This window comes from Streptomyces sp. NPDC051219 (genome assembly GCF_040682335.1).
Lineage (GTDB): Bacteria > Actinomycetota > Actinomycetes > Streptomycetales > Streptomycetaceae > Streptomyces.
Genome location: NZ_JBFBAS010000013.1, coordinates 45,826 through 72,178 on the forward strand (window position 1 = coordinate 45,826; position 26,353 = coordinate 72,178).

Genomic DNA, 26,353 nt, shown 5'->3' on the forward strand with positions numbered 1-26,353 from the left:
CTCGCAGACTCATTCCGCGGCTTCCTTGCGCCGGGCCCGGTACGCCGCCACATGCAGCCGGTTGCCACAGGTGCGGCTGTCGCAGTAGCGGCGTGAACGGTTGCGCGACAGATCCACGAAGGCCCGTCGGCAGTCCGGGGCCTCGCAGCGGCGCAGCCGCTCCTGCTCGCCGGAGACCACGATGAAGGCGAGGGCCATCCCGCAGTCGGCCGCGAGATGGTCGCCCAGCGACGCTCCGGGGGCGAAGTAGTGCACATGCCAGTCGTAGCCGTCGTGGTCCGTGAGCTGCGGGGTGGTCCCGGCCGACGCCACCAGCTCGTTGATGAGCTCCGCCGCCGCACGGGACTCGCCGGCGGCGAAGACCTGCGCGAAGCGCGACCGTACGGCCCGGACGGCGGCCAGGTCGCGCGCGCCCAGCACGCCGACGTCACTGATCTTGTGCAGCCGTACGAACTCGTTCAGTGCCTCGACATTCGAGAGTCCGTCGGGCTGGTCGGTCTCTGGGGCGGTGTTCACCAGATCGACGACGACGTCGAGCGCCCGACGGGTGTCGTGGGGGATCAGCACGGTTTCGCTCCCTGGCCTGCGCGGGCGGATGCCCGCCGATGCTGGCCGACTTTAGCGGCTCGCCCCGAAGCGCACCGGCGCCGTCCCCACGGTGGATTCCGTGGAGACAGCGCCGGTATCTGCCATATGCGGTTGTGCGGCCCGCACCGTCGCCCCGAGTCGGACGGCGTCGAGCGGCTCTCGCGCTGGCTCAGCTCTCGGCCAGGATGTGCGAAAGCTCCGTGTCGAGATCGAAATGACGATGCTCGGTGCCGGGTGGCACTGCGGCGTCGGTCCGCTTCAGGAACGACTCCAGGGCCCTCGCGGGGGCCTCGAGCAGGGCTTCTCCTTCCGGGGAGCTCAGGGCGATGCAGACAACGCCCTGGCCGTGGCTACGGGACGGCCACACCCGGACGTCGCCGGTTCCGGTGGGCCGGTGAAGGCCCTCCGCGAGGAGGTCGCGGGCGAACACCCATTCGACGGTTTCCTCGGCTCCGGTGTGGAAGGTGGCGTGCACGGCATAGGGATCGGCCGTGTCATACCGCAGGCCCGCGGGTACAGGCAGTGATGACTCGCTCGACACAACGAGGCGCAGGTGCAGCTCGCAGCTGACCGTGGTGTTCATAAGCGCCAGGGCCTTTCGCTCAGTGTGCGCTCGGGGATTCGCACGTCGGCGAAATCGACATGCCACCTACGGTGCCGTTGTAAACCCCTCTGACCGTTTTGCGGGTCTTCAGGTCCCTCTTACGGCGGAGTGCTTTCTCATGCTTTGCGTCCATACCGGTGACCAGTTCGAGTCCGGTAGGTTGGACCTCATGAATACGGGGAGTGACGGTCGGGGCGAGAGCGCCACGACCAGTGAGACGAACGATGAGCCGGCGCTCGGCTCCCGGGCACCGGAATTCATCAAGGCACGCCGGACCCTGCATCTGAGCTGGCAGGTCGGCGTCTTCATCGTCGGACTCGCGGTCGTGGGCGCGGGTGTGATCATGCTGCCGCTGCCGGGTCCGGGGTGGCTGGTGATCTTCGGCGGTATGGCGATCTGGGCCACCGAATTCGTCTGGGCGCAACTCGTCCTGCGCTGGACGAAACGGAAAGTGACGGAGGCTGCGCAGAAAGCGCTCGATCCCCGGGTCCGCCGGCGCAACATCATCCTGACGACGATCGGTCTCGTGATCGTCGCCGTGCTGGTCGGCATCTACGCCTGGAAGTTCGGTGTCGCGATGCCGTGGAACGTCGACGAGTGATCCAAAAGCCGGTCCGGGGGAGCCGCTGACATGGGGTAATGTTTCCCCTGCGTCCGGGCGATTAGCTCAGTGGGAGAGCGCTTCGTTCACACCGAAGAGGTCACTGGTTCGAACCCAGTATCGCCCACCCGGACCGAAGGCCCGGAGACTTCAGAGTCTCCGGGCCTTCGGTATTTCCGAGGCGGCGCGGGCCACCCGGTCAGCGCATCCGGCCCAGCGAGTCCCGCAGCCGGCGCGCGTCGCGCAGCCGCTGCTCGTACGTGGCCCCCACGCCGAGCAGGAGCAGGCCCGCGAGGGCAGGCGGCAGCCAGCGGGGGAGGGCGCCGACCACCTGGACCACGTACGGGGCCAGCTCGTGCAGCGCGACCAGGGCGAGCGCGGCGCCGCCCAGCACCAGCGGGGCCTGGAGCCGCAGCCGGGCCCCGGTGAGTGTGACGGCCAGGGCCGCCACACCGAGGAGCAGTGGACGCAGCCAGTGTCCGTCGCCCCAGGCGGCGAACAGGCTCGGCAGCAGGGTCGCTGCCAGACCGGGCCCGTACGCGACCCAGGAGGACACCTGCGGGTCGCGCCGCCGCCGGAGCCACCCGATGGCCAGGGCAGGCACGGAGACGGGCAGCGTGTACGCCTCGGGCATCACCACCTCGGAGGCCGCCAGCCGCACCCACGTGGCCAGCACGAACAGCACCGCGGCGGCATACCCCGCCTTTCGGCGGTCGGCCCGCAGCGCGGTGCCCGCGCAGATGACGCCGCACAACGCGAGCACCAGGGCGAGGGTGGGGGCGTCCCGCAGTGCGAGGAGCACCGCGAGCACACCGACGGCCGCGCCGGTGATCTCGGCAGGACCGCGGAGAGGCCCGAGCCTCGGGTGGCCACCGAGCCGGAACGCGAGCAGGGCCACCACGGCGGGGACCACGAGCACCGCGAACGCCACGTGGTGGGGAGCGAAGCCGAGGGCGGCCGAGGCGGCGGCCGTCAGCCCGGTCGCGTACGCGACCGAGGCACAGGCGGACAGCTCCTGTGTCAGACGCCGGAAGGGCAGCGCCTGTCCAGGGGCGGTCACCGCCGCGGCGGTGAACAGGACGAGCAGCGCACCCAGCGCGGCGAAGGTGGCCGGGCGTGCGGCGAGGGACAGCAGCGAGACGCTGAGCGCCCCCGCGAGGGCGCAGACGAGCGCCGCGACCCGTACCGGCCCGGCGGGGTGTGCCGGAGCAGTGGAGGCGCCGAATCCGTGTACCGCCGTCGCCAGGGCCGCCGCCGTGAGCAGCAGGGGGGCGGCGACCGCCGCAGCGTACGGGAGTTCGAGCGCCGGCGGCAGGACGAACGCGGCCGACCAGACCAGGACGAGAGCGCCGCACGAAGCCGCGGGTGCCCAGGGGCGTCCGGCGGAGGCGGTCTGGTGAACGGCCGCGAGCACGCCGGCGACGATCAGCAGCACCGCGGGCGCGGCGGTCATGCCGTTCCACTGCACACCGATGCCCAGCGCTTCCCGCGTGTCACCCGGCGCCCCCGACCAGACGGAGTCCGCCTGGCCGAGCGGGCCGAGCAGGGCGAGGGCCACCACGGGCATGGCCCACAGCAGCGCCGCCGCGTGCACCGCGCCGGACGCGGCCGCGAGCCCGAGGCGCATCCGGGCCGGCAGGGAGGTGCGTACGACGGTCAGCAGGGCCACCGCCGGCAGCAGGTACGCGAGTACGGTCCAGGCGTCCGCCAGGTCGGTGCGCAGCACGCCGCCGACCCCTGTGACCGCCGCGAGACCGGCCACCAACGCGGCCGCGGCGACGAGTTCCTTCCGCGCGGCCTCGGGGGATGGAGCGCGCCATGCACCGAACAGGGCCAGCGCCGCCGCCGCGAGCAGCAGGACGCCCGGCGCGAACGCGCCGGCCGTCGTGTCCGCCTCCAGTGACATCCAGCCGGCGCCGAGCGCGGCCCATCCACCCGTCGCCCAGGCGCCGGCACAGGCGATGGCACGTACGGCAACGCCCTTCCCCCACAGCGCGATCGCCGTGTCGAGCGCGGCCGTCGTGAGGAGTGCCCAGGTGAGCAGCAGCGGTCCGGCGCCGGCCGCCAGGGCCCACAGTACGATCGGCAGCTGCGCGGTGACCACGGCCACGGGCAGCGGGAGCCGCAGCCGGCCGAGCGCCATTCCGTACGCCGCCCACAGCAGCGCGAGTACGGCCGAGACGACTGCCGAATAGCCGACTCCGTCCGTGTCCGGCAGTGCCGCCCGGTGCAGGGCGTACGCGTCCAGCACCATCAGCACCAGGCCGAGTGACGCCACGGACTCCGCGGTCGAGGTGAGCCCCCGTCGCACCAGGGCGACCGGCGCCGTCAGGGCGGCCACCGTCACGGCGCCGAGGACGGCCGAGCGTCCGCCGATGCCCAAATGGCCCCAGCTGACCACGGTGAAGGCGATCGCGGCGATCGTCAGCAGGATGGCGCCGAGCGTGAGCAGCACGTTCTGCACCCTCGGACCCGCGGCCTCCCGGGCGGCGGCCGAGCCTGCGGCCGGCGCGGCGAAGTGCGGTGCGGTCAAAGGCCCCGGGGCGGCGGGCTGTGACGCGAAGGGCTGTGGCGCGGAGGGCTGCAGAACACTGAGCAGCCAGGCTCTGCGGGCCAGCAACTGGGCCCGCCGGGCTTCGATGTGAGCCAGCTCGCGGTCGAGGATCGCCAGTTCCTCGGCGGGTGGCGGAACGTTGTCCATGGCCTGGAGTGTGGCCCCGGTCACCCCGCGTCGGTATGGGCGCGGATACTCAGATTCGCGGTGAGTAGGGGCGAGTACCCCGGACCGGCAATCCGGTTTGAACGAAACCGGCCCGCACCTGTATGGTTCAGTGCGTTCCCGGGCGATTAGCTCAGTGGGAGAGCGCTTCGTTCACACCGAAGAGGTCACTGGTTCGAACCCAGTATCGCCCACCGGGAGAGGCCGGTCCGTCAGCTGACGGACCGGCCTTACTTGTGTGCGAGCGATCAGGCGGCGGCCGGAAGGTCGGGGCGCAGCGGCCAGTGCGGGTCCACCGCCTCCTCCGAGCCGTTACGGGCGAACCAGGCCTGCAGGCCCCGGGCCTGGGCCGCGTGCCACACGGCCTGGAGGGTGTGCAGCTCGGCCGGCGTGAGCCGTTCCAGGCGGGAGGCGAAGCGGCGCCCCACCGCCCGTACGACCTCGAGTGAGGCGGCGGCGTCGGCGGCCGCGTCGTGCGCGCCGTCCAGCACCACGCCGTACTGGGCGCAGAGATCGGTGAGCGTGCGGCGGCCCTTGCGGTAGCGGTCCAGATGCTTGTCCAGCACCCGGGGATCGAGCACGTACAACGGTCGGTTGTCCAGGTAGCGGGCGAGCGACGAAGCCCGGTGCCGCCGCAACTCCCGGTCCAGCAGCGTCAGATCGAACGGCGCGTTCATCACCACGAGCGGCCTTCCGGCGGCGCTCTGCTCGGCCAGCGCCCTGGCTATCTCCTCGACCACCGGAGCCGGCCAGCGGCCGTTGCGCTGGAGGTGATCATCCGTCAGGCCGTGAACTTCCGTGGCTCCGGGGGGAACCGGTATCCCCGGGTTCACCAGCCAATGGGTGGCGCGCGGCCGGGCGCCCGTCGTGTCCTGGACGACGATGGCAGCCGAAACGATGCGATCCACTTCGACGTCCACTCCGGTGGTCTCGGTGTCGAAGGCGGCCAGGGGTCCCTCGTACCAGCACGTCATGTCCGAACTCCTCATACCCGTTTGGCAGATGGCGTGCGTCCCCCTGCCCGATTCGGTGATACCCGGGCTGTTTGCGCCGTACGCCGTTTGCGGGCTACGCGCTGCGGAGACAACACAGGTGAGGGGACTGGTCGGTTGACGGTCACTCATGGGAAGAACCGATCGGAACGGCCCGGAAGGCAATCAGAGTCATGGCGCTCCCGCAGCCCGAACCTGGGGGCACCTACCGTGCCGGAGGAAACGGGGGAGGGCTGCTGCCCGAGCGGATCACACCGCTGCGCGGCGGACTCGCCACCACCGCCTGCATGGAGACTCTCCAGGTGGGCTACCTGCACGCAGTCGCGGCTGCTGCGGGATGTTCGCTCTCCCAGCCGTTTCCGGACAACGGCATCGACTGGCACGTGAGCCACAGCGCTCCCGGGCACACCGTCGACGACGAAGTGACGATCAAGGTACAGCTCAAGTGCACGTACCAGATTCCGCCGCACCCGGCAGGACCGGCCTTCTCCTTCACGCTCGACAACCCGCACCTGGTCAAGCTCGCCCGTACGCCGGTCTCGGTGCACAAGATCCTGGTCGTGATGCTCGTACCGCGGTCCCAGGACGACTGGCTGCGCGCCGGTCACGACGGCCTCGACCTGCGGCACTGCTGTTACTGGACCAACCTGGCCGGCCACCCGGTGACGGGCAGCCGCAGGACCACCGTGCGCATTCCGACCACGCGGATATTCGACGACAGAGCGCTCTGCGAGATCATGACGCGGGTCGGGGCGGGAGGGAGACCCTGATGCACCGGCCGTTCGACGAGCCTGTCAACGAAGCAGTGCCGTCCGGCACACGATCGCACCCCGCCGCGCCCGCCGGTTTCTGGGCGCAGGCGACCGGCCCCGAGCCCGCGCAGGTCGACCCCGCCGTGCTCGGCGCTCTGCTGGACCGGCACGGGTGGCAGCGGCGCGGGGGAGCCGCCGGGCGGTACGCGCGGTGGACGCCGCCGGGCGGGGGGTTCGGCGGTACGAGCCTGCTCGTACCGGAGAACAGGGCGTTCCCCGACAGCGAGGACCTGCTCGGCGAGGCGCTCACCGCGCTGTCGCGCAGCGCGGTGCCCTCGGCGCGCGACGTGCTCGTCGGGCTCACCGTGCCCAGCGACGAGGTGCGCTGGTGGCGCGATGTGCCGCCGGACCCCTCAGGGGCGTCCTCCTGGACGGCGGAGGAACAACTGCGTTCGGCGGCCCGCCGCATGCTGCTGGCCGGTGCGCTCGCGGCGCGGGCGCGCGCGGGCTACTACGGGGCCCGCCACCGGCGGCAGGCGGAGGGCGCGCTGGAAGGCGTACTGGTGGGGCCCGCGCCGGGCGGCCGCCGGCTGACGGCGTTCGTACCGGCCGAACTGGGACGGGCGGCGGTGATCAGACTCCACCACGCCTTGCACGCCGCTCGCGACGCGGCCGACTACCAGCGGACGACCGGCGGCATGGAGGCGTTCGACGCGGCGGTCGAGGCGGGGGTGAGCCGCGAGCTGACCGAGGCGGTCATCGCGCTCGTCCGCGGTTCGGAGGGGGCCGGCATCGCGCTGGAGTGGGCGCCGGCGGCCGGTGTGCCCGAGGGCTGCGCGGCCCGGCCCGAGCCGGTGGAGTTCTCGCCCGGCGACCTGCCCGCCCTCCGGCTCGCCGGGGCGCGCTATATGACGGACGAGCCGTCCGTACCGGTCCGGATCGCGGGCGCGGTGGTACGGATGCGCCGGTCGGCACCGGGTGGCGGCGGGACCGTACGCCTTCGGGTCCTGGCGGGGGCGGAGATCCCGCACGTCAGGACGGTGCTCGACGAGGAGGCGTACCGGATAGCCGGCCACGCTCACCTGGTGGGACTGCCGATCCGGGTCAATGGACGGCTGGAGAGCCGGGGCGGCTTCCGCCGGCTGACCGACCCCTCGGAGGTGATGCCGGTGCGGCTGGACGAGGTGGAGCGGGACCGCCTGATGAAGTCTCTCCAGGAGAACCTGGACTTCTTCGAGGAGGCCTGCACGGAGGAGGACTGAGCCGGCGGGGCCGCACGCGGGGCGCCGGGCAGGGACGTGCTGTCCCCGGCCGGTGAGCGCAGCGCAAACCGTTTCGCTTGGCACCCTCCCGGCTCGGTACGATTCAGGCGCGCAGTGTCCGCTGTCGCGCCCCCTCAGTCAGGAGAGACCGGTGTCAGACGTCCGTGTGATCATCCAACGCGATTCCGAGCGGGAAGAGCGCGTGGTGACCACGGGCACCACGGCGGCCGAGCTCTTCGCCGGCGAGCGCACCGTTGTCGCCGCACGCATCGCGGGCGACCTGAAGGACCTCGCGTACGAGATCGGTGAGGGCGAGGTCGTCGAGCCCGTCGAGATCTCCTCGGAGGACGGCCTCAACATTCTGCGCCACTCGACCGCGCACGTGATGGCGCAGGCCGTGCAGGAGCTGTTCCCCGAGGCGAAGCTCGGTATCGGCCCGCCGGTCCGGGACGGTTTCTACTACGACTTCGACGTGGAGAAGCCCTTCACCCCCGAGGATCTCAAGGCCATCGAGAAGAAGATGCAGGAGATCCAGAAGCGTGGACAGCGCTTCTCGCGGCGCGTCGTCACCGACGAGGCCGCCCGGGATGAACTCGCGGGGGAGCCGTACAAGCTGGAGCTGATCGGTCTCAAGGGCTCGGCCTCCCACGACGACGGCGCGGACGTCGAGGTGGGCGCCGGCGAGCTGACCATCTACGACAACCTGGACGCCAAGACCGGTGACCTGTGCTGGAAGGACCTCTGCCGCGGTCCGCACCTGCCGACCACCCGGAACATCCCGGCGTTCAAGCTGATGCGTAACGCCGCCGCGTACTGGCGCGGCAGCGAGAAGAACCCGATGCTGCAGCGCATCTACGGCACCGCGTGGCCCTCCAAGGAAGAGCTCAAGGCGCACCTGGAGTTCCTCGCCGAGGCCGAGAAGCGCGACCACCGCAAGCTGGGCAGTGAGCTGGACCTGTTCTCCATCCCCGAGCAGATCGGCTCGGGCCTCGCGGTCTTCCACCCCAAGGGCGGCGTCATCCGCCGGGTCATGGAGGACTACTCGCGCCGCCGGCACGAGGAGGAGGGCTACGAGTTCGTCTACACCCCCCACGCCACCAAGGGGAAGCTGTTCGAGACCTCGGGCCACCTGGACTGGTACGCCGACGGCATGTACCCGCCCATGCAGCTCGACGAGGGCGTGGACTACTACCTCAAGCCCATGAACTGCCCCATGCACAACCTGATCTTCGATGCGCGGGGCCGGTCCTACCGTGAACTCCCGCTTCGCCTCTTCGAGTTCGGGACCGTGTACCGGTACGAGAAGTCGGGCGTGGTGCACGGCCTCACCCGGGCCCGTGGCTTCACCCAGGACGACGCCCACATCTACTGCACCAAGGAGCAGATGGCGGACGAGCTCGACTCGACGCTGACCTTCGTGCTGAACCTGCTGCGCGACTATGGCCTGACCGACTTCTACCTGGAGCTTTCCACCAAGGACCCGGAGAAATTCGTCGGCTCCGACGAGGTGTGGGAGGAGGCGACCGAGACCCTGCGCAAGGTGGCCGAGAAGCAGGGCCTCCCGTTGGTCCCGGACCCGGGCGGCGCTGCCTTCTACGGTCCGAAGATCTCGGTACAGACCAAGGACGCCATCGGCCGCACCTGGCAGATGTCCACCGTCCAGCTGGACTTCAACCTGCCTGAGCGCTTCGACCTCGAGTACACCGGCCCCGATGGGACCAAGCAGCGCCCGGTCATGATCCACCGCGCACTGTTCGGCTCGATCGAGCGGTTCTTCGCCGTGCTGCTGGAGCACTACGCGGGCGCCTTCCCGGCGTGGCTCGCCCCCGTCCAGGCGATCGGCATCCCCATCGGCGACGCGCACGTCCCGCACCTCGCGGAGTTCGGCGCGAAGGCGAAGGCCAAGGGGCTGCGCTTCGAGGTGGACGCCTCCTCGGACCGGATGCAGAAGAAGATCCGCAACGCCCAGAAGCAGAAGGTCCCCTTCATGGTCATCGCCGGCGACGAGGACGTGGCGAACGGCGCGGTCTCCTTCCGCTACCGCGACGGCTCGCAGGAGAACGGCATCCCGGTCGACGAGGCCATCGCCAAGATCGCGAAGGTCGTCGAGGACAGGGTCCAGCTGTAGTCGGCTCCGGTCGGTACACAGGTCAGGAGGCCTCCGGGGAGCTGTCGTTCCCCGGAGGCCTCCCCTCGTCCTCCTGCCCGAAGACCTGCAGCAGCCAGGACGAGAACGAGCCGGTCACCGCGCCCAGCAGGGCGAGCCCGCTGGTCATGAGGCCCACCGCGATCACCCGGCCGGGTGCGGTCACGGGCGCCACGTCCCCGTATCCGACAGTCGTCAGCGTCGAGCAGGTCCACCACAGCGAGTCGCCGAAGGTACGGATCGTGGCGTCCGGCGCGGAGTGTTCCTGTTGGTAGACGGCGAGAGCGCCGGCGAACCCGAGCAGTACGGCCGACATACCCGCGTAGGTGATCACTCGGGCGTGCAGACTCAGGCGGGGCTCCCCCCGCCGTCGCTGCACGGCCGTGTACACCTTCACCATGCGCAACGGACGCAACAGGGGCAGCACCAGTACCACGGTGTCCAGCCAGTGCGTCCGCAAGAACCGCAGCCCCTGTCCGCTCAGCCACAGTCGCACCGCGAAGTCCACCGCGAACAGCAGCCAGGTCAGCAGCGTCACGGCGAGCGCGAGGTCCCGCCAAAACGGCTCCAGTCCCTGCGCAAGTACGAGCACCGCGTAACCGCCCAGGAAGAGGAGCGAGGCCATGAGCAGTGGCATCTCGATGCGCTGCTCCCAGCGCCCCGGCCGGGGGTCCGCGGGAGCTGCGGGGACGGCCGGGTCGGACGGCTCGGGCTTGGGGTCAGGGGCGCGCATTGGCCCAGCATCGCGGTGCACCTGCCGGCGTCAGCCCCGGCGACACGCTGCGTACGGGCGAAGTCATATGCTGCACAGCATGACGATTGAGCCGGAGCAGCAGATCGGAGTCGGGACGCCGGACGCGTTCCAGCGCCTGTGGACGCCACACCGGATGGCGTACATCCAGGGCGAGAACAAGCCCACCGGCCCGGAAGCCGGCGACGGCTGTCCGTTCTGCGCGATCCCGGAGATGTCGGACGAGGACGGGCTGGTCATCGCGCGGGGCAGGCACGTCTACGCCGTGCTGAATCTGTACCCGTACAACGGCGGCCACCTCATGGTGGTCCCGTACCGGCACGTCGCCGACTACACCGAGCTGGACCACGCGGAGACGGCCGAACTCGCCGATCTCACCAAGCGGGCCATGGTCGCTCTGCGCACCGCCTCGGGTGCGCACGGTTTCAACATCGGCATGAACCAGGGCGCCGCGGCCGGCGCCGGAATCGCCGCCCACCTCCACCAGCACATCGTGCCGCGCTGGGGCGGCGACACGAACTTCATGCCGGTGGTCGGGCACACCAAGATCCTGCCCCAACTCCTCGCCGACACCCGGAAGATGCTGGCCGACGCCTGGCCGAGCTGATCCTCCCGCGCCCGCCGTGACGCCGGACCGCTACGCGTCGTAGAGGTCGGCGTTACGCGGTGCCGGGTCCTGGACCAGGCCGCTGAGGATGAGCGAGCGGTTGGTGAAGCGCTCGGTGTCCACGCCGTTCTCCTCCAGCACCCGCATCGCGGCCGTGTGCACCACCCGCAGTACCGGAGTCGCCGTGCGGATCGCGTCGTCGGCCATGAAGCGGTGGCGCCAGGGCTTCTCGGCCCAGGCGTGCCGCAGTCCGAACGGCTCCGGCAGGATCAGCTTGCCGCCGAAGAAGTCCAGGACGGGCGGGAACCAGGTGAGAGGGGCCCGGACGGCGAGGCGTACCACCTCGGCGGCGTCCACCAGTGGCAGATGCTTCTCGGTGGTCTCCCAGAACCGGATGGTCTTGCTGACCTCGACCGTCTTGGGCAACGGCTTGGTGGTGAACAGCGAGTGGACCGGTCCGAGCGCGTGCCCCGTCACCTCGATCCGCAGCGTCTGGTGGAGCACGGTGACCGTGATCAGCATCGTGATGACCAACTGACCGTCCCACAGCGTGAACTGCACGCCGAGGTAATGCCGGTTGCCACTGCCGAACTGCTGCTCGTTGCATATCCGCTGTATTTCGTGGCCCTTGATCTGGAAGGTGTCCACGTCCTGGCCGACGGGCCTGGCCACCTCCTTGGCGTTCTCACCGACCGGCGACACGATCCAGTGCTTGATCGAGGGCACCGGGAAGCCGCCGGTGTGCAGCGGACCGCGCTCCAGCATGCGGAGCTGATCGTGCACCGCCCGGATGACGTCCCAGCTGCGGAACGGGTGGATCTCCGCGCCGGGCTCGCGTGGCAGCAGCTCCTCGGCGAGCTGCCAGCTGCCCCAGCGCGTACCCATGCCGAGTATCCCCTTGGGGCCGGCGTAGAAGACGGAGTTGCTCTGGTCCTCCGCGGTGAGTTTCGCGAGCCCCTGGCGCAGCTGCTCGGCCGCGGTCTCGTTCGGGTTCCGGGGCACCGCCTCGGGGATCTTGGCGCCCACACCGCCGCCCGCCAGCAGACTGTCCCAGCGGGCCCTCAGGTCCTTCGCGGTGGCCTCGCTGATCTGTTTGGCCAACAGCCAGCCGACGACCGGAGCGACGATCATCGCGCGCAGGTAGTACGCCCAGAAGCCACCGAACGGCAGCCTGATCAGGAAGATCACGGCCAGACCGCCGAAGGCGACCAGCAGCGCGGTGCCGAGCGCGCCGGCCCGCCTGTCCTTGGCACCCGCGATCGTGCGACGCAGCTGGAACATGGCCAGCCACACCAGCAGTCCCGGCAGGAAGAGAAGCCCGCACACCAGCATCACGAGGGTGAGCTTCTTGTCGCGCTCCTTGCGGATACGGGTCGCCGCCAGGCAGTGCTCGACAATCGCCTGCGGCTCGGTGCCGAAGGACTGGATCAGCGGCTTGCGGGCCCCGCCGAGCATCCGCACCTGCACCGCGCGGGAGAAGGCCTCACCGAGATTCGGCTCGCAGAGCGAGAGCTTGCCCTTCTTCAGGGTGGAGGCGTGCCACTCGCTGTTGGCCTTGAGTATCTCCTCGACCTTGCCGTCGCGGTACGCGGCCGAGGCGAGGGCATGCGTCGCCGCGGTCTGGCCGGCCGAGCCCGAGAGCGGAACCTGCGCCCCGGGCCTGAAGTCGAATACGTCGTCCGCCACTGCTGCCCCCACTCGCCGCACGCCACCGCTCCCGCGGCCTGTTCCCCGTCACCGCTCCCGGCACACCTGCTGAGCTGCGACCTCAGGGTATCGGTGGCGCCCCGCACGCGTCAGGGGTCAGGGCAAAAGCCGCCCACCACCTTGCGGTTGGCGGGCGGCCTGCCCAACCGGGCCCTGCCCAACCGGGCCCTGTCCGGCCGGTCTTGTCCGGCCGCTCTCGCCGAAGACCGCCCGGACAGGGCCTACGTGCCTACGTACCCTTCTCGGCCTGTTCGCGGATCTTCACCGACAGTTGCGGCGGCATGGGCTCGTGACGGGTGTACGAGCGGCTGAACCTGCCGGTGCCGTGCGAGATCGAGCGGAGGTCCACGGCGTAACGGCCGATCTCGATCTCCGGAACCTCAGCCCGTACGAGCGTCCGCCCGCCACCCGCCTGTTCGGTGCCGACCACCCGGCCGCGCCGGCTGGACAGGTCGCTCATCACCGGGCCGACGTACTCGTCGGGCACCATCACGGTCAGCTCCGCGACCGGCTCGAGCAGATGGATTTTCGCGTCCGCGGCGGCCTCCCGGAGCGCCAGCGCGCCCGCGGTCTGGAAGGCCGCGTCGGAGGAGTCCACCGAGTGCGCCTTACCGTCGACCAGGGTGATCCGCACGTCCACCAGCGGGTGGCCGGCCGCCACGCCGCGTGCCGCCTGGGCGCGTACGCCCTTCTCGACGGACGGGATGAACTGCCGCGGCACCGCGCCGCCCACGACCTTGTCGACGAACTCGATGCCCGAGCCCGGAGGCAGCGGCTCCACCTCGATCTCGCAGATCGCGTACTGACCGTGGCCGCCGGACTGCTTGACGTGCCGGCCGCGGGCCGCGACCTGCTCGCCGAACGTCTCCCGCAGGGACACCTTGTGCGGGACGACGTCCACCTGGACTCCGTACCGGCTGCGCAGCCGCTCCAGTGCCACATCCTTGTGGGCCTCGCCCAGGCACCACAGCACCACCTGGTGGGTGTCCTGGTTCTGCTCCAGCCGCATCGTGGGATCCTCGGCGACCAGCCGCGCGAGCCCCTGGGACAGCTTGTCCTCGTCCGGCTTGCTGTGCGCCTGGATCGCCAGCGGCAGCAACGGGTCCGGCATCACCCACGGCTCCATGAGCAGCGGGTCGTCCTTCGAGGAGAGCGTGTCGCCCGTCTCCGCCCGGCTCAGCTTGGCGACGCATGCCAGGTCTCCGGCGATGGCCCGGGACAGCTGCCGCTGCTGCTTGCCGAACGGCGACGAGACCGCGCCGATCCGCTCGTCCACGTCGTGGTCCTCGTGACCGCGGTCCTCCAGTCCGTGCCCCGACACATGAACGGTCTCGTCCGGGCGAAGGGTGCCGGAGAAGACGCGTACCAGCGAGACGCGGCCCACGTACGGATCGGACGACGTCTTGACCACCTCGGCCACCAGCGGGCCCTCCGGGTCGCAGGTGACCGGCGGGCGCGACTTGCCCTGCGGGGTGGTCACCGCCGGGTTCTCGTGCTCCAGCGGGGTCGGGAATCCGCCGGTGATCAGTTCCAGCACCTCGACCGTGCCGAGTCCCTGTCGGGAGCCGTTGACGGCGGGTGCGGCCGCGAGCACCGGATGGAATGTGCCCCGGGCGACAGCCCGCTCCAGATCCTCGATCAGGGTCTTGAGGTCGATCTCCTCGCCGCCGAGATAGCGGTCCATGAGGCCCTCGTCCTCGCTCTCGGCGATGATGCCCTCGATCAGCCGGTTGCGGGCGTCCTGGATCTGCGCCAGCTGTTCCGGATCCGGCTCGACGTCTTTGCGCTCGCCGGAGGAGTAGTCGAAGACCCGCTGGGAGAGCAGGCCCATCAGACCGGCGACCGGAGCGTGCCCGTCCGGTCCCTGCGGGCCGTGCAGCGGCAGATAGAGCGGGAGGACGGCGTCGGGGTCGTCGTCGCCGAGCATCTGGCCGCACACGGAGGTCATCTGCTCGTAGTCGGCCCGCGCCGCCTCGAGGTGGGTGACCACGATGGCCCGCGGCATGCCCACCGCAGCGCACTCGTCCCACACCATCCGTGTCGCGCCGTCGACGCCGTCCGAGGCGGAGACGACGAAAAGGGCCGCGTCCGCTGCCCGCAGACCGGCCCTGAGTTCACCCACGAAGTCGGCATATCCGGGGGTGTCCAGAAGGTTGATCTTGATCCCGCCCCATTCGACGGGGACCAGGGACAGCTGAACCGACCGCTGCTGGCGGTGTTCGATGTCGTCGTAGTCGGAGACCGTCGCGCCGTCCTCGACCCGGCCGGCCCTGTTGACCGCTCCCGCCGTCAGGGCGAGAGCCTCGACCAGAGTTGTCTTTCCCGAGCCGCTGTGGCCGACCAGCACGACGTTCCGTATGTCGGAGGGCTGGTCGGCCGTAGGAGCCCTGCCGGCGGCTCCGGGGTGTGCACTCGTCTTGTCGCCCATGAGTCTTGCCTCCCGGTTCATTGCACGGTGAGGAGGGTGGGCGCGGACCCGGGGGAGACGCGACGGCCGTGGCGGCTCCGGCGACGCCCGCGGTCCTTCGAGCTTGGCACTCCCGTCACAGGGCGTCCATACGTCGTACGTGACGCGAACCTGTGGGTGCCCGGCGATGGACCCTCGGGGTCGTGGCTACGATGGGCCCGCCGGTGGCCGGAGTGGCCGCGCGGCCCAGCGACCCTCCGGGAAGGCCATGCTGAACAAGTACGCGCGTGCATTCTTCACGCGTGTTCTCACACCGTTCGCCGCACTGCTGCTTCGCCTCGGGGTCAGCCCCGATGCGGTCACCCTCGTCGGAACCGGCGGCGTGATGGCGGGTGCGCTGGCCTTCTTCCCGAGGGGGGAGTTCTTCTGGGGCACCATCGTCATCACGTTGTTCGTCTTCTCCGACCTGGTCGACGGCAATATGGCGAGGCAGGCGGGAGTCTCCAGCCGCTGGGGCGCTTTCCTCGACTCGACTCTGGACCGAGTGGCCGACGCGGCTATTTTCGGCGGCCTCGCCCTCTGGTACGCGGGCGGCGGCGACAACAACATGCTGTGCGCCGTCGCGATCTTCTGCCTCGCCAGCGGCCAGGTGGTCTCGTACACCAAGGCCCGCGGTGAGGCGATCGGCCTGCCGGTCGCCGTCAACGGGCTGGTGGAGCGCGCCGAGCGGCTGGTGATCACTCTCGTCGCGGCCGGACTGGCCGGGTTGCACAATTTCGGTGTAGCGGGAATCGACGCCCTGCTGCCGATCGCGCTGTGGATCGTGGCGGCGGGAAGCCTCGTCACGCTCGGGCAGCGGGTCGTCACGGTACGTCGTGAAGCGGCGGAGGCCGACGCGGCTGCGGCCGCGGACGCGGGCACGGCCGCCGACACCGGCCAGGGGAGCGAGGCGACATGATGCGGGACCGTCTGACCGACGCGCTGTACGGCCTCGGCTGGAGCGCGGTCAGGAGACTGCCCGAGCCCGTCGCCGTCGGCCTGGGCCGGCGTATCGCCGACACGACGTGGAAGCGGCGGGGCGCGAGCGTGCTGCGGCTGGAGTCCAACTTGGCGCGCGTGGTGCCGGACGCCACGCCCGAGCGCCTGGCGCAGCTGTCGAAGGCGGGCATGCGCTCGTACATGCGGTACTGGATGGAGTCGTTCCGGCTGCCCTCGTGGGGCAGGGACCGCATCGGCTCCGGTGTCGAGGTCAAGGACATTCACCTCGTCGTGAACGGCCTGGCCTCGGGCCGCGGCGTGATCCTCGCCCTGCCGCACCTGGCGAACTGGGACCTCGCGGGGGCGTGGGTCACCACCCACCTCGGGGTGCCCTTCGCCACGGTCGCCGAGCGGCTCAAGCCCGAGACGCTGTACGACCGGTTCGTCGCCTACCGCGAAGGCCTCGGTATGGAGGTGGTGCCGCACAGCGGAGGCAGCGCCTTCGGCACGCTGGCCCGACGGCTGCGCTCGGGCGGCCTGATCTGCCTGGTCGCCGACCGCGACCTGTCCTCCTCGGGCGTCGAGGTGAAGTTCTTCGGCGAGACGGCGCGGATGCCGGCCGGGCCGGCTCTGCTGGCCCAGCAGACCGGGGCCCTGCTGCTGCCCGCGACGCTCTGGTACGAGGACTCCATGATGCGTGGGCGTGTATATCCGCCCGTCGAGGTACCCGGGTCAGGTAGCCGGGCCGAGAAGACGTCCGACATGACACAGGCGCTGGCGGATGTCTTCGCCACCGGAATCGCCGAACACCCGGAGGACTGGCACATGCTGCAGCGGCTCTGGCTCGCCGACCTGGACCCCCAGAGGGAGCAGAGGGAACAAGAGTGAAGATCGGCATCGTCTGCCCGTACTCCTGGGACGTACCGGGCGGCGTTCAGTTCCACATCCGGGACCTGGCCGACCACCTCATCCGGCTCGGTCAGGAGGTCTCCGTCCTGGCCCCGGCGGACGACGAGACCCCGCTCCCGCCGTACGTCGTGTCCGCGGGCCGCGCGGTGCCCGTTCCGTACAACGGCTCGGTGGCCCGGCTCAACTTCGGCTTCCTGTCGGCCGCGCGGGTGCGGCGCTGGCTGCACGACGGCACGTTCGACGTGATCCACATCCATGAGCCGGCGTCCCCCTCGCTGGGGCTGCTGACATGCTGGGCCGCACAGGGTCCGATCGTCGCGACGTTCCACACCTCCAACCCGCGCTCGCGGGCCATGATCGCGGCCTACCCCATCCTCCAGCCCGCGCTGGAGAAGATCAACGCGCGGATCGCGGTGAGCGAATACGCGCGGCGCACGCTCGTCGAACACCTCGGCGGCGACGCGGTCGTCATCCCGAACGGCGTCGATGTCGACTTCTTCGCCGAGGCCGAACCGAAGGCGGAGTGGCAGGGCGGCACGCTCGGCTTCATAGGGCGCATCGACGAGCCCCGCAAGGGCCTGCCGGTCCTCATGCGTGCCCTGCCGAAGATCCTCGCCGCATACCCGGAGACACGGCTGCTGGTCGCCGGCCGCGGTGACGAGGAGGAGGCGGTGGCCTCCCTCCCGAAGGAGATGCGCGAGCGCGTCGAGTTCCTCGGCATGGTCAGCGACGAGGACAAGGCGCGGCTGCTGCGCAGTGTCGACGTGTACGTCGCTCCCAACACCGGCGGCGAGAGCTTCGGGATCATCCTGGTCGAGGCGCTGTCGGCCGGTGCGCCGGTGCTCGCGAGCGACCTCGACGCGTTTGCGCAGGTACTGGACCAGGGCGCGGCGGGAGAGCTGTTCGGCAACGAGGACGCGGATGCGCTGGCGGCCGCGGCCGTACGGCTGCTGGGTGACCCGGAGCGGCGGGCGGAGCTGCGGGAACGGGGGAGTGCGCATGTGCGGCGCTTCGACTGGTCGACGGTCGGGGCGGACATCCTGGCCGTGTATGAAACCGTGACGGACGGCGCGGCATCGGTGGCTGAGGACGACCGCACGGGCTTCCGGGCGAGGTTCGGCCTGGCCCGCGACTAACAGACGCAGACCGGCGTTCCGTGGCCGGGCGTGATGCGCCGGGCTTCCCGGGTGGTCCGGCGCATCTCGCGGCCGCCAGGTCAGCCGGTGGGCAGTGCTCCGCGGCCCGCGGTCAGCTGGACCCAGGGATCGTCAAGGGCTTCGGCGGCCGCAGCCACGCGCCGGCCGGACGGGCCCCCGGCGGGCGCAGCCCCGCCCGACGCCACCGGTAACGTGGCCGCCCGTGACCGAAACCCTTATCTGGATCGCCGTCGCCCTCTTCGCGATCGGCCTGTACCTCAGCTGGACCGCCGGCCGGCTCGACCGGCTGCACGCGCGGATCGACGCCTCCCGGGCAGCACTCGACGCGCAGCTGCTGCGCCGTGCCTCGGTCACGCAGGAACTCGCCACCTCCGGCGTACTCGATCCGGCCGCTTCGATCGTGCTCTACCAGGCTGCCCACGCCGCCCGGCAGGCCGAGGAGGAAGAGCGCGAGGTCGCGGAGAGCGAGCTCAGTCAGGCGCTGCGTGCAGTGTTCGCCGAGGTGGACCAGGTGGACGCCGTCAAGGAGGCCCCCGGTGGTGAGGACACCGCCAACGAGCTGGCCGCGGCCGTGCGCCGGGTGCCCATGGCGCGGCGCTTCCACAACGACTCGGTACGGGCCACCCGCGCCCTGCGGCTGCACCGCACGGTGCGCTGGTTCCGGCTGGCCGGGCACGCGCCGTTCCCGCTCGCGTTCGAGATGGACGACGAGCCTCCGGCCGCCCTCGCCGACCGCCCGGGCTCGTAAACGATCCACCGGCTCACTATTGGCCCTTGCAGTGGACTGGTCCGGAAAGGTTTCCTCGGCGGTGTAGTAGGAAGTGCCCCTTTTTCATTACCGAGCGAGGTCAAACCGTGTCCAGCACGCTTCCCACCAGCCCCCAGACCCCCGAGACCGGCACCGCCCGCGTGAAGCGCGGCATGGCCGAGCAGCTCAAGGGCGGCGTGATCATGGACGTGGTCAACGCCGAGCAGGCGAAGATCGCCGAGGACGCGGGCGCCGTCGCCGTCATGGCCCTGGAGCGGGTCCCCGCCGACATCCGCAAGGACGGCGGCGTGGCGCGTATGTCGGACCCGAACATGATCGAAGAGATCATCGGCGCCGTCTCCATCCCGGTCATGGCCAAGTCCCGTATCGGCCACTTCGTCGAGGCCCAGGTGCTGCAGGCGCTCGGCGTCGACTACATCGACGAGTCCGAGGTCCTCACCCCGGCCGACGAGGTCAACCACTCCGACAAGTGGGCCTTCACCACCCCCTTCGTCTGTGGTGCGACGAACCTGGGCGAGGCCCTGCGCCGCATCGCCGAGGGCGCGGCCATGATCCGCTCCAAGGGCGAGGCCGGCACCGGCAACGTCGTCGAGGCGGTCCGCCACCTGCGTCAGATCAAGAACGAGATCGCCAAGCTGCGCGGCTACGACAACAACGAGCTGTACGCCGCCGCCAAGGAGCTCCGCGCCCCGTACGAGATCGTCAAGGAGGTCGCCGAGCTCGGCAAGCTCCCGGTGGTCCTGTTCTCCGCCGGTGGCGTCGCCACCCCCGCCGACGCCGCGCTGATGCGCCAGCTCGGCGCCGAGGGTGTCTTCGTCGGCTCGGGCATCTTCAAGTCCGGCGACCCGGCCAAGCGCGCCGCCGCCATCGTGAAGGCCACCACCTTCTACGACGACCCGAAGATCATCGCGGACGCCTCCCGCAACCTCGGCGAGGCCATGGTCGGCATCAACTGCGACACCCTGCCCGAGACCGAGCGCTACGCCAACCGCGGCTGGTAATCACCCATGAACACCCCTGTCATCGGAGTCCTGGCTCTCCAGGGCGATGTACGGGAGCACCTGATCGCCCTGGCCGCGGCGGACGCCGTGGCCAGGCCGGTCCGGCGCCCCGAGGAGCTCGCCGAGGTCGACGCCCTCGTCATACCCGGCGGCGAGTCCACGACCATGTCCAAGCTCGCCGTGCTCTTCGGCATGCTTGAGCCGCTGCGCGAGCGCGTACGGGCCGGTATGCCCGTGTACGGAACCTGCGCCGGCATGATCATGCTCGCCGACAAGATCCTGGACGGCCGTGAGGACCAGGAGACCCTGGGCGGCGTCGACATGATCGTCCGCCGCAACGCCTTCGGGCGCCAGAACGAGTCCTTCGAGGCGTCCATCGACTTCGCAGGCATCGAGGGCGGCCCTGTCGAGGGCGTCTTCATCCGCGCCCCATGGGTGGAGTCGGTGGGCGCTTCCGCCGACGTCCTCGCCACGTACGACGGCCACACCGTGGCCGTCCGCCAGGGGCATGTGCTCGCCACCTCGTTCCATCCGGAACTCACCGGCGACCACCGTGTTCACGCCTACTTCGTGGACATGGTGCGCGCCGGGTCGTGAAGGGATCCCGGTAGGATCTCTGGCGAACGCAAAGCAGTTATTGGTTACGCGAAGGAGACAGGCGGATGTCCGGCCACTCTAAATGGGCTACGACGAAGCACAAGAAGGCCGTGATCGATGCCAAGCGCGGCAAGCTCTTCGCGAAGCTGATCAAGAACATCGAGGTCGCGGCCCGCACCGGCGGAGTGGACCCCGAGGGCAACCCGACGCTCGTCGACGCCATCCAGAAGGCGAAGAAGAGCTCCGTCCCCAACAAGAACATCGACTCTGCGGTCAAGCGCGGTGGCGGTCTCGAGGCGGGCGGCGTCGACTACCAGACGATCATGTACGAGGGCTACGGACCCAACGGTGTCGCGGTGCTCATCGAGTGCCTCACCGACAACCGCAACCGCGCCGCCTCGGACGTGCGTGTGGCGATGACCCGCAACGGCGGCTCGATGGCCGACCCGGGCTCCGTCTCGTATCTCTTCAACCGCAAGGGCGTTGTGATCGTCCCCAAGGGCGAGCTGACCGAGGACGACGTCCTCGGCGCTGTCCTGGACGCCGGCGCCGAAGAGGTCAATGACCTGGGTGAGTCGTACGAGGTCGTCAGTGAGGCCACCGACATGGTCGCGGTCCGCACCGCGCTCCAGGAGGCGGGCATCGACTACGACTCTGCCGAGGCCAACTTCCTGCCGACCATGCAGGTCGACCTCGACGAAGAGGGTGCGCGCAAGATCTTCAAGCTGATCGACGCGCTCGAGGACAGCGACGACGTGCAGAACGTCTTCGCCAACTTCGACGTCTCCGACGAGGTCATGGAGAAGGTCGACGCCTGACGGGGGCTCAACGCACCTGCACGGACGGGCCGACGGGGACACGCCCCTGTCGGCCCGTCCTGTCGTTGTCGGTCCGAGCCGATAGCCTGCGTGAACACATGGTCGAACGGCGTGAGGGGAGGGGCGCGGTGCGCGTACTGGGCGTGGACCCCGGGTTGACCCGGTGCGGTATCGGGGTGGTCGAGGGCGTCGCGGGCCGTCCCCTGAAGATGCTCGGCGTCGGGGTCGTACGGACGCCGGCCGACGCGGACATCGGTCCGCGCCTGGTCGCCATCGAGCAGGGCATCGAAGCCTGGCTCGACGAGCACCGGCCCGAACTGGTCGCGGTGGAGCGGGTGTTCAGCCAGCACAACGTCCGTACGGTCATGGGCACCGCTCAGGCCAGCGCCGTCGCCATGCTCTGCGCCTCGCGCCGGGGCATCCCCGTCGCCCTGCACACCCCCAGCGAGGTCAAGGCCGCCGTCACCGGCAGCGGCCGGGCCGGCAAGGAGCAGGTCGGAGCCATGGTGACCCGGGTGCTCCGGCTGGACGCACCGCCCAAACCGGCCGACGCCGCCGACGCCCTGGCGCTCGCCATCTGCCACATCTGGCGGGCTCCCGCGCAGAACCGCCTCCAGCAGGCCGTCGCCGCACACCGCACGACGTACACGACGAAAGGCCGTACCGCATGATCGCCTTTGTCTCGGGCCCGGTCGCGGCCCTTGCCCCGACCACCGCCGTGATCGAGGTCGGGGGAGTGGGCATGGCCGTCCAGTGCACGCCGGGCACCCTGGCCGGACTGCGTATCGGCCAGGAGGCGAAGCTCGCGACCTCCCTCGTCGTACGGGAGGACTCGCTCACGCTGTACGGCTTTGCCGAGGACGACGAGCGCCAGGTCTTCGAGCTGCTCCAGACGGCGAGCGGTGTCGGTCCCCGCCTCGCCCAGGCGATGCTCGCCGTACACGGCCCCGACGCCCTGCGCATCGCTGTCTCCACGGGGGACGAGAAGGCGCTGACGGCCGTTCCCGGCATCGGGAAGAAAGGCGCCCAGAAGCTCCTGCTGGAGCTGAAGGACCGCCTGGGCGAGCCGCTGGGCACAGGCGCCCACGTGGGGGCGCAGCGCGTCGCCGCGCGGGGCCCCGCGCCCTGGAGCGAGCAGCTGCACGCCGCCCTCATCGGCCTGGGCTATGCGACCAGGGAGGCCGACGATGCGGTGGAGGCGGTCACCCCTCAAGCCGAGGCCGCCGTCGCCGCGGGCTCCGCCCCGCCCGTTCCGCAGCTGCTGCGCGCCGCGCTGCAGACCCTGAACCGGACCCGCTGACATGATCACGAACCAACGAGGCGAGCACCAGTGAACTGGGACGACACGGCCCCCGAGAGCCCAGACCGGCTGGTCGGTGCGGATGCCGACGGCGAGGACACCGCCGTGGAAGCGGCACTGCGGCCCAAGGACCTGGACGAGTTCGTCGGCCAGGAGAAGGTCCGGCAGCAGCTCGACCTGGTTCTGCGCGCCGCGCTCCAGCGGGGCGGCACCGCCGACCACGTCCTGCTCTCCGGTGCTCCGGGCCTGGGCAAAACCACCCTCTCCATGATCATCGCCGCCGAGATGGGCGCCCCGATCAGGATCACGTCCGGCCCGGCGATCCAGCACGCCGGTGACCTCGCCGCCATCCTCTCCTCCCTCCAGGAGGGCGAGGTGCTCTTCCTCGACGAAATCCACCGGATGTCCCGCCCGGCGGAGGAGATGCTCTACATGGCGATGGAGGACTTCCGGGTCGACGTCATCGTCGGCAAGGGCCCCGGGGCCACCGCCATCCCGCTGGAGTTGCCCCCCTTCACCCTGGTCGGCGCCACCACCAGGGCCGGACTGCTGCCGCCGCCGCTGCGGGACCGGTTCGGCTTCACCGGGCACATGGAGTTCTACGCCCCCGCCGAGCTGGAGCGTGTCATCCACCGCTCCGCCCGCCTGCTCGACGTCGACATCGAGGCCGACGGCGCCGCCGAGATCGCCGGCCGCTCCCGCGGCACGCCCCGTATCGCCAACCGCCTGCTGCGCCGCGTCCGGGACTACGCGCAGGTCAAGGTGGACGGCGTCATCACCCGTGAGGTGGCGGAGACGGCCCTGCGCGTCTACGAGGTCGACGGCCGGGGACTGGACCGGCTGGACCGGGCGGTCCTCGAAGCCCTGCTCAAGCTCTTCGGCGGCGGTCCGGTGGGCCTGTCCACCCTGGCGGTGGCCGTGGGGGAGGAGCGGGAAACGGTCGAGGAGGTCGCGGAGCCCTTCCTGGTACGGGAGGGCCTGCTGGCCCGGACCCCCCGCGGCCGGGTGGCGACACCTGCCGCCTGGGCCCATCTCGGACTGGTTCCGCCGCAGCACAGCGCAGGAGCAAGCGGACAACAGGGCCTCTTCGGGGCGTGACGGCGCGGAGGCTCGCGGGGGCAGGAACCACGGTGCCATGCTGAGCGTTGTTCCATCGGTGCGGACTCGCTTAGACTCCGCCGATGCCGACCTTCAAGGCCGGCGTGCCCACCCCCGAAGATCAGGCCGCACATCTGGCGGTCGTGCGAAGGAAAACCCGTCCCGTGGATATCGTGACTCTCCTCCCGTTCATCGTGCTCATCGGGGCCATGTTCCTGATGACCCGGTCCGCCAAGAAGAAGCAGCAGGCCGCCGCGCACATGCGCGATCAGGTCCAGCCCGGCGCCGGCATCCGGACCATCGGCGGCATGTACGCCACTGTGAAGGAGGTCCACGACGACACGCTCCTCCTCGAAGTGGCCCCCGGCGTTCACGCCGTCTACGCGAAGAACGCCGTCGGCGCCGTCCTCGACGACGAGGAGTACAACCGCATCGTCCACGGTGCCTCCGCCGAGGACCTCAATGCCGATGGCACGGTCGTACCGGACGACGCATCCGCCCTGACCGGCCCCGCCGACTCCACGGCGCCCGCCGAGCCCGCCGACGACTCCCGTATCGACCTGGGCAAGAAGGCCGAGGCGGACGACGTCGAGCCGGAGACGAAGGACGGCAAGAGCGACGGCAGGGCCGACGGCAAGACCGACGGCGAGCCCGACGCCAAGTAGTCACGGCCGGGGATCGTGGCGCGCCCACCGGCGCCTGCCACGGTCCCCCGTGAGTGCTTTCTTCTGCGGGGGGCAGGTCCCCACAACACTTCGTGGCCGCCAGGCGCACACCCGGCGCCGGCGGTTGGACAGGGAGAAACGAGAAGGTGGCAGCACCGAAGAAGGGCCGAGGGTCCACGGGGGCTCAGGGCAGGCCGGGGCGTGCCCTGGCATTGATCCTGATCGCCATGGTGGCGCTCACCGGGGGGATGTTCCTCTCCAACCAGACGACGCCCCGCCTGGGCATCGACCTGGCCGGCGGTACGAGTATCACGCTCAAGGCGAAGAGCGAAGACAACCCGGACGCGGTCAACGAGACCAACATGAACACCGCGATCGGCATCATCGAGCGCCGTGTCAACGGTCTGGGTGTCTCTGAGGCCGAGGTCCAGAAGCAGGGTCGCGAGCACATCATCGTCAACATCCCCAAGGGGATGGACGAGGAGCAGGCCCGCCAGCAGGTCGGTACGACCGCTCAGCTCTTCTTCCGCCCGGTCCTCACGATCGCCCCAGGTGGCCCGCCGGCCGCCGAGCCCTCCGCCGAGCCCTCCCCGGGTGCCTCCTCCGGCGCGCCGAAGGCACAGGACAAGGGCGACAAGGACAAGGGCGCCGACGAGAAGGCCACCTCCACGGCCACTCCGACGTCGAGCCCGACCACCCAGGGCCGCGCCGTCACCGACGCGCTGAAGGACGACGCCACCCCGACGCCGAAGAGCAGCGACACCAAGAAGCCCGACGCTGCCAAGAGCCCCACGCCGAACCCCTCCGAGTCGGCCGCGGCGAGCGCACTGGAGCAGAAGTTCACCGCGCTCGACTGCACCAAGGAGGCGTCCCGCGCGGCGGCCGGTCAGGGCACCAAGGACACCGACACCGTGGTGGCCTGTGGCAAGAGCCCGGCCGGCCAGTGGCAGAAGTACATCCTGGGCCCGGCCGAGGTCAACGGCACCGACGTCGACGACGCCAAGGGCACGTTCGACCAGCAGCGCGGCATGTGGATCGTCCAGATGGACTTCACGGACAAGGGCGCCAAGAAGTTCGCCGACATCACCGGCAAGCTCGCCGCCAAGCAGGCCCCGCAGAACCAGTTCGCCATCGTGCTCGACGGTGAGGTCGTCTCCGACCCCTCCGTCAGCCAGGCGCTGGCGGGCGGCAGCGCCGAGATCTCCGGCAGTTTCCAGCAGCAGGAGGCCGAGGACCTCGGCAACATCCTGTCGTACGGTGCGCTCCCGCTCTCCTTCCAGGAGGACAGCGTCACGACCGTGACCGCCGCTCTCGGCGGCGAGCAGTTGAAGGCCGGCCTCATCGCGGGTGCCATCGGCCTCGCGCTGGTCGTCATCTACCTGGTCGCCTACTACCGCGGTCTCGCCCTCATCGCGATCGTGAGCCTCCTGGTCTCCGCGATTCTCACGTACACGATCATGACGCTGCTGGGCAAGGGCATCGGCTTCGCGCTCAACCTGCCCGCCGTCTGCGGTGCGATCGTCGCGATCGGTATCACCGCGGACTCGTTCATCGTCTACTTCGAGCGCATCAGGGACGAGATCCGCGAGGGCCGCACGCTGCGTCCGGCCGTCGAGCGGGCCTGGCCGCGTGCCCGGCGCACCATCCTGGTCTCCGACTTCGTCTCCTTCCTGGCCGCCGCGGTGCTGTTCGTCGTGACCGTCGGCAAGGTGCAGGGCTTCGCGTTCACGCTCGGCCTCACCACGCTCCTCGACGTCGTGGTGGTGTTCCTCTTCACCAAGCCGGTGATGACACTCGTGGCCCGTACGAAGTTCTTCGGCGGCGGTCATCCATGGTCCGGGCTGGACCCGAAGCGGCTGGGCGTACAGCCCCCGCTGCGCCGCACCCGTCGTATCTCCGCCCCCGTCGACCCGAAGGAGGCGTGA

Annotated in this window: 24 protein-coding genes and 2 tRNA genes; 19 read left to right on the forward strand and 7 right to left on the reverse strand. The window is 70.4% G+C overall.

From position 1 onward, the window contains the following. Nucleotides 1-9: 9 nt before the first annotated feature. Both AB0M62_RS17125 and AB0M62_RS17130 read right to left on the reverse strand, forming a co-directional pair. On the reverse strand, nucleotides 10-567 hold the full coding sequence (locus AB0M62_RS17125; RefSeq protein ID WP_366075004.1) for a CGNR zinc finger domain-containing protein: 558 nt from the start codon (nucleotides 565-567) through the stop codon (nucleotides 10-12). A gap of 190 nt (nucleotides 568-757) precedes the next feature. After that, nucleotides 758-1,171, reverse strand: a complete 414-nt coding sequence (locus AB0M62_RS17130; protein ID WP_003959770.1) for an SsgA family sporulation/cell division regulator — start codon at nucleotides 1,169-1,171, stop codon at nucleotides 758-760. A 190-nt stretch (nucleotides 1,172-1,361) separates the two neighbouring features. Here AB0M62_RS17130 and AB0M62_RS17135 point away from each other — a divergent pair, with 190 nt between their 5' ends. Continuing rightward, the gene (locus AB0M62_RS17135; RefSeq protein WP_366075005.1) at nucleotides 1,362-1,793 is read left to right on the forward strand and encodes a TIGR02611 family protein; all 432 of its coding nucleotides are present in this window, start codon (nucleotides 1,362-1,364) and stop codon (nucleotides 1,791-1,793) included. A 55-nt stretch (nucleotides 1,794-1,848) separates the two neighbouring features. Next, nucleotides 1,849-1,920, forward strand: a tRNA-Val gene (locus AB0M62_RS17140). 72 nt (nucleotides 1,921-1,992) lie between these two features. Here AB0M62_RS17140 and AB0M62_RS17145 read toward each other — a convergent pair. After that, nucleotides 1,993-4,494 (reverse strand): hypothetical protein, encoded by a 2,502-nt coding sequence (locus AB0M62_RS17145; protein WP_366075006.1) that lies wholly within the window; start codon nucleotides 4,492-4,494, stop codon nucleotides 1,993-1,995. A gap of 140 nt (nucleotides 4,495-4,634) precedes the next feature. Between AB0M62_RS17145 and AB0M62_RS17150 the strand changes: the two genes are divergently transcribed. Next, nucleotides 4,635-4,706, forward strand: a tRNA-Val gene (locus AB0M62_RS17150). A 54-nt stretch (nucleotides 4,707-4,760) separates the two neighbouring features. Here the strand turns inward: AB0M62_RS17150 and AB0M62_RS17155 are convergent. Then, nucleotides 4,761-5,486 carry a 3'-5' exonuclease gene (locus tag AB0M62_RS17155; RefSeq protein WP_366075007.1) on the reverse strand — a complete coding sequence of 242 codons (726 nt, stop codon included), beginning with the start codon at nucleotides 5,484-5,486 and terminating at the stop codon, nucleotides 4,761-4,763. A gap of 191 nt (nucleotides 5,487-5,677) precedes the next feature. Between AB0M62_RS17155 and AB0M62_RS17160 the strand changes: the two genes are divergently transcribed. From AB0M62_RS17160 to thrS, 3 genes are all read left to right on the forward strand, one after another. Beyond that, nucleotides 5,678-6,274, forward strand: coding sequence for a DUF4365 domain-containing protein (locus tag AB0M62_RS17160; RefSeq protein ID WP_366075008.1), 597 nt, complete (start codon nucleotides 5,678-5,680; stop codon nucleotides 6,272-6,274). Next, the gene (locus tag AB0M62_RS17165) at nucleotides 6,274-7,518 is read left to right on the forward strand and encodes a hypothetical protein (protein ID WP_366075009.1); all 1,245 of its coding nucleotides are present in this window, start codon (nucleotides 6,274-6,276) and stop codon (nucleotides 7,516-7,518) included. The genes AB0M62_RS17160 and AB0M62_RS17165 overlap by 1 nt, the downstream gene beginning before the upstream one ends. A 151-nt stretch (nucleotides 7,519-7,669) precedes the next feature. Continuing rightward, on the forward strand, nucleotides 7,670-9,646 hold the full coding sequence (gene thrS, locus AB0M62_RS17170; protein WP_366075011.1) for a threonine--tRNA ligase: 1,977 nt from the start codon (nucleotides 7,670-7,672) through the stop codon (nucleotides 9,644-9,646). Between the two features lie 22 nt (nucleotides 9,647-9,668). Here thrS and AB0M62_RS17175 read toward each other — a convergent pair whose 3' ends face one another. Continuing rightward, nucleotides 9,669-10,301: a potassium channel family protein gene (locus AB0M62_RS17175; RefSeq protein ID WP_366075122.1), complete on the reverse strand. Its 633-nt coding sequence runs from the start codon at nucleotides 10,299-10,301 to the stop codon at nucleotides 9,669-9,671. 163 nt (nucleotides 10,302-10,464) lie between these two features. On the opposite strand from AB0M62_RS17175, the gene AB0M62_RS17180 reads away from it, so the two are divergent. Then, complete coding sequence (locus AB0M62_RS17180) at nucleotides 10,465-11,022, forward strand: HIT domain-containing protein (RefSeq protein ID WP_366075013.1); 558 nt, start codon at nucleotides 10,465-10,467, stop codon at nucleotides 11,020-11,022. A 30-nt stretch (nucleotides 11,023-11,052) separates the two neighbouring features. Here the strand turns inward: AB0M62_RS17180 and AB0M62_RS17185 are convergent, their stop codons facing one another. Together AB0M62_RS17185 and AB0M62_RS17190 are read right to left on the reverse strand one after the other, a co-directional pair. Then, entirely contained in the window at nucleotides 11,053-12,708 is a 1,656-nt protein-coding gene (locus tag AB0M62_RS17185; protein ID WP_366075015.1) for a hypothetical protein, read from the reverse strand. 250 nt (nucleotides 12,709-12,958) lie between these two features. Next, nucleotides 12,959-15,157: an elongation factor G-like protein EF-G2 gene (locus AB0M62_RS17190; protein ID WP_366075016.1), complete on the reverse strand. Its 2,199-nt coding sequence runs from the start codon at nucleotides 15,155-15,157 to the stop codon at nucleotides 12,959-12,961. Nucleotides 15,158-15,404: 247 nt separating this feature from the next. Here AB0M62_RS17190 and pgsA point away from each other — a divergent pair, with 247 nt between their 5' ends. The 12 genes from pgsA (at nucleotide 15,405) to secD (ending at nucleotide 26,353) form a co-directional block, all read left to right on the forward strand. Continuing rightward, entirely contained in the window at nucleotides 15,405-16,094 is a 690-nt protein-coding gene (gene pgsA / locus AB0M62_RS17195) for a phosphatidylinositol phosphate synthase (RefSeq protein ID WP_366075017.1), read from the forward strand. After that, the gene (locus tag AB0M62_RS17200; RefSeq protein WP_366075123.1) at nucleotides 16,094-17,002 is read left to right on the forward strand and encodes a phosphatidylinositol mannoside acyltransferase; all 909 of its coding nucleotides are present in this window, start codon (nucleotides 16,094-16,096) and stop codon (nucleotides 17,000-17,002) included. The genes pgsA and AB0M62_RS17200 overlap by 1 nt, the downstream gene beginning before the upstream one ends. After that, entirely contained in the window at nucleotides 16,999-18,159 is a 1,161-nt protein-coding gene (locus tag AB0M62_RS17205; RefSeq protein ID WP_366075018.1) for a glycosyltransferase family 4 protein, read from the forward strand. The genes AB0M62_RS17200 and AB0M62_RS17205 overlap by 4 nt, the downstream gene beginning before the upstream one ends. A 223-nt stretch (nucleotides 18,160-18,382) precedes the next feature. Next, nucleotides 18,383-18,928 carry a hypothetical protein gene (locus tag AB0M62_RS17210; protein ID WP_366075019.1) on the forward strand — a complete coding sequence of 182 codons (546 nt, stop codon included), beginning with the start codon at nucleotides 18,383-18,385 and terminating at the stop codon, nucleotides 18,926-18,928. 107 nt (nucleotides 18,929-19,035) lie between these two features. After that, on the forward strand, nucleotides 19,036-19,950 hold the full coding sequence (gene pdxS / locus AB0M62_RS17215; RefSeq protein ID WP_366075020.1) for a pyridoxal 5'-phosphate synthase lyase subunit PdxS: 915 nt from the start codon (nucleotides 19,036-19,038) through the stop codon (nucleotides 19,948-19,950). A 6-nt stretch (nucleotides 19,951-19,956) separates the two neighbouring features. Continuing rightward, complete coding sequence (gene pdxT / locus AB0M62_RS17220; RefSeq protein ID WP_366075021.1) at nucleotides 19,957-20,547, forward strand: pyridoxal 5'-phosphate synthase glutaminase subunit PdxT; 591 nt, start codon at nucleotides 19,957-19,959, stop codon at nucleotides 20,545-20,547. Between the two features lie 65 nt (nucleotides 20,548-20,612). After that, a complete protein-coding gene (locus AB0M62_RS17225) occupies nucleotides 20,613-21,365 on the forward strand; it encodes a YebC/PmpR family DNA-binding transcriptional regulator (RefSeq protein WP_328890028.1) in 753 nt (250 codons plus the stop codon). A gap of 128 nt (nucleotides 21,366-21,493) precedes the next feature. Next, complete coding sequence (gene ruvC, locus AB0M62_RS17230; RefSeq protein WP_366075124.1) at nucleotides 21,494-22,036, forward strand: crossover junction endodeoxyribonuclease RuvC; 543 nt, start codon at nucleotides 21,494-21,496, stop codon at nucleotides 22,034-22,036. Further along, entirely contained in the window at nucleotides 22,033-22,665 is a 633-nt protein-coding gene (gene ruvA / locus AB0M62_RS17235; protein WP_366075022.1) for a Holliday junction branch migration protein RuvA, read from the forward strand. The genes ruvC and ruvA overlap by 4 nt, the downstream gene beginning before the upstream one ends. Nucleotides 22,666-22,695: 30 nt before the next feature. Continuing rightward, entirely contained in the window at nucleotides 22,696-23,763 is a 1,068-nt protein-coding gene (gene ruvB / locus AB0M62_RS17240) for a Holliday junction branch migration DNA helicase RuvB (RefSeq protein WP_366075024.1), read from the forward strand. A 164-nt stretch (nucleotides 23,764-23,927) separates the two neighbouring features. Next, nucleotides 23,928-24,428, forward strand: coding sequence for a preprotein translocase subunit YajC (yajC, locus tag AB0M62_RS17245; RefSeq protein ID WP_366075025.1), 501 nt, complete (start codon nucleotides 23,928-23,930; stop codon nucleotides 24,426-24,428). Nucleotides 24,429-24,574: 146 nt separating this feature from the next. After that, a complete protein-coding gene (gene secD / locus AB0M62_RS17250) occupies nucleotides 24,575-26,353 on the forward strand; it encodes a protein translocase subunit SecD (RefSeq protein WP_366075026.1) in 1,779 nt (592 codons plus the stop codon).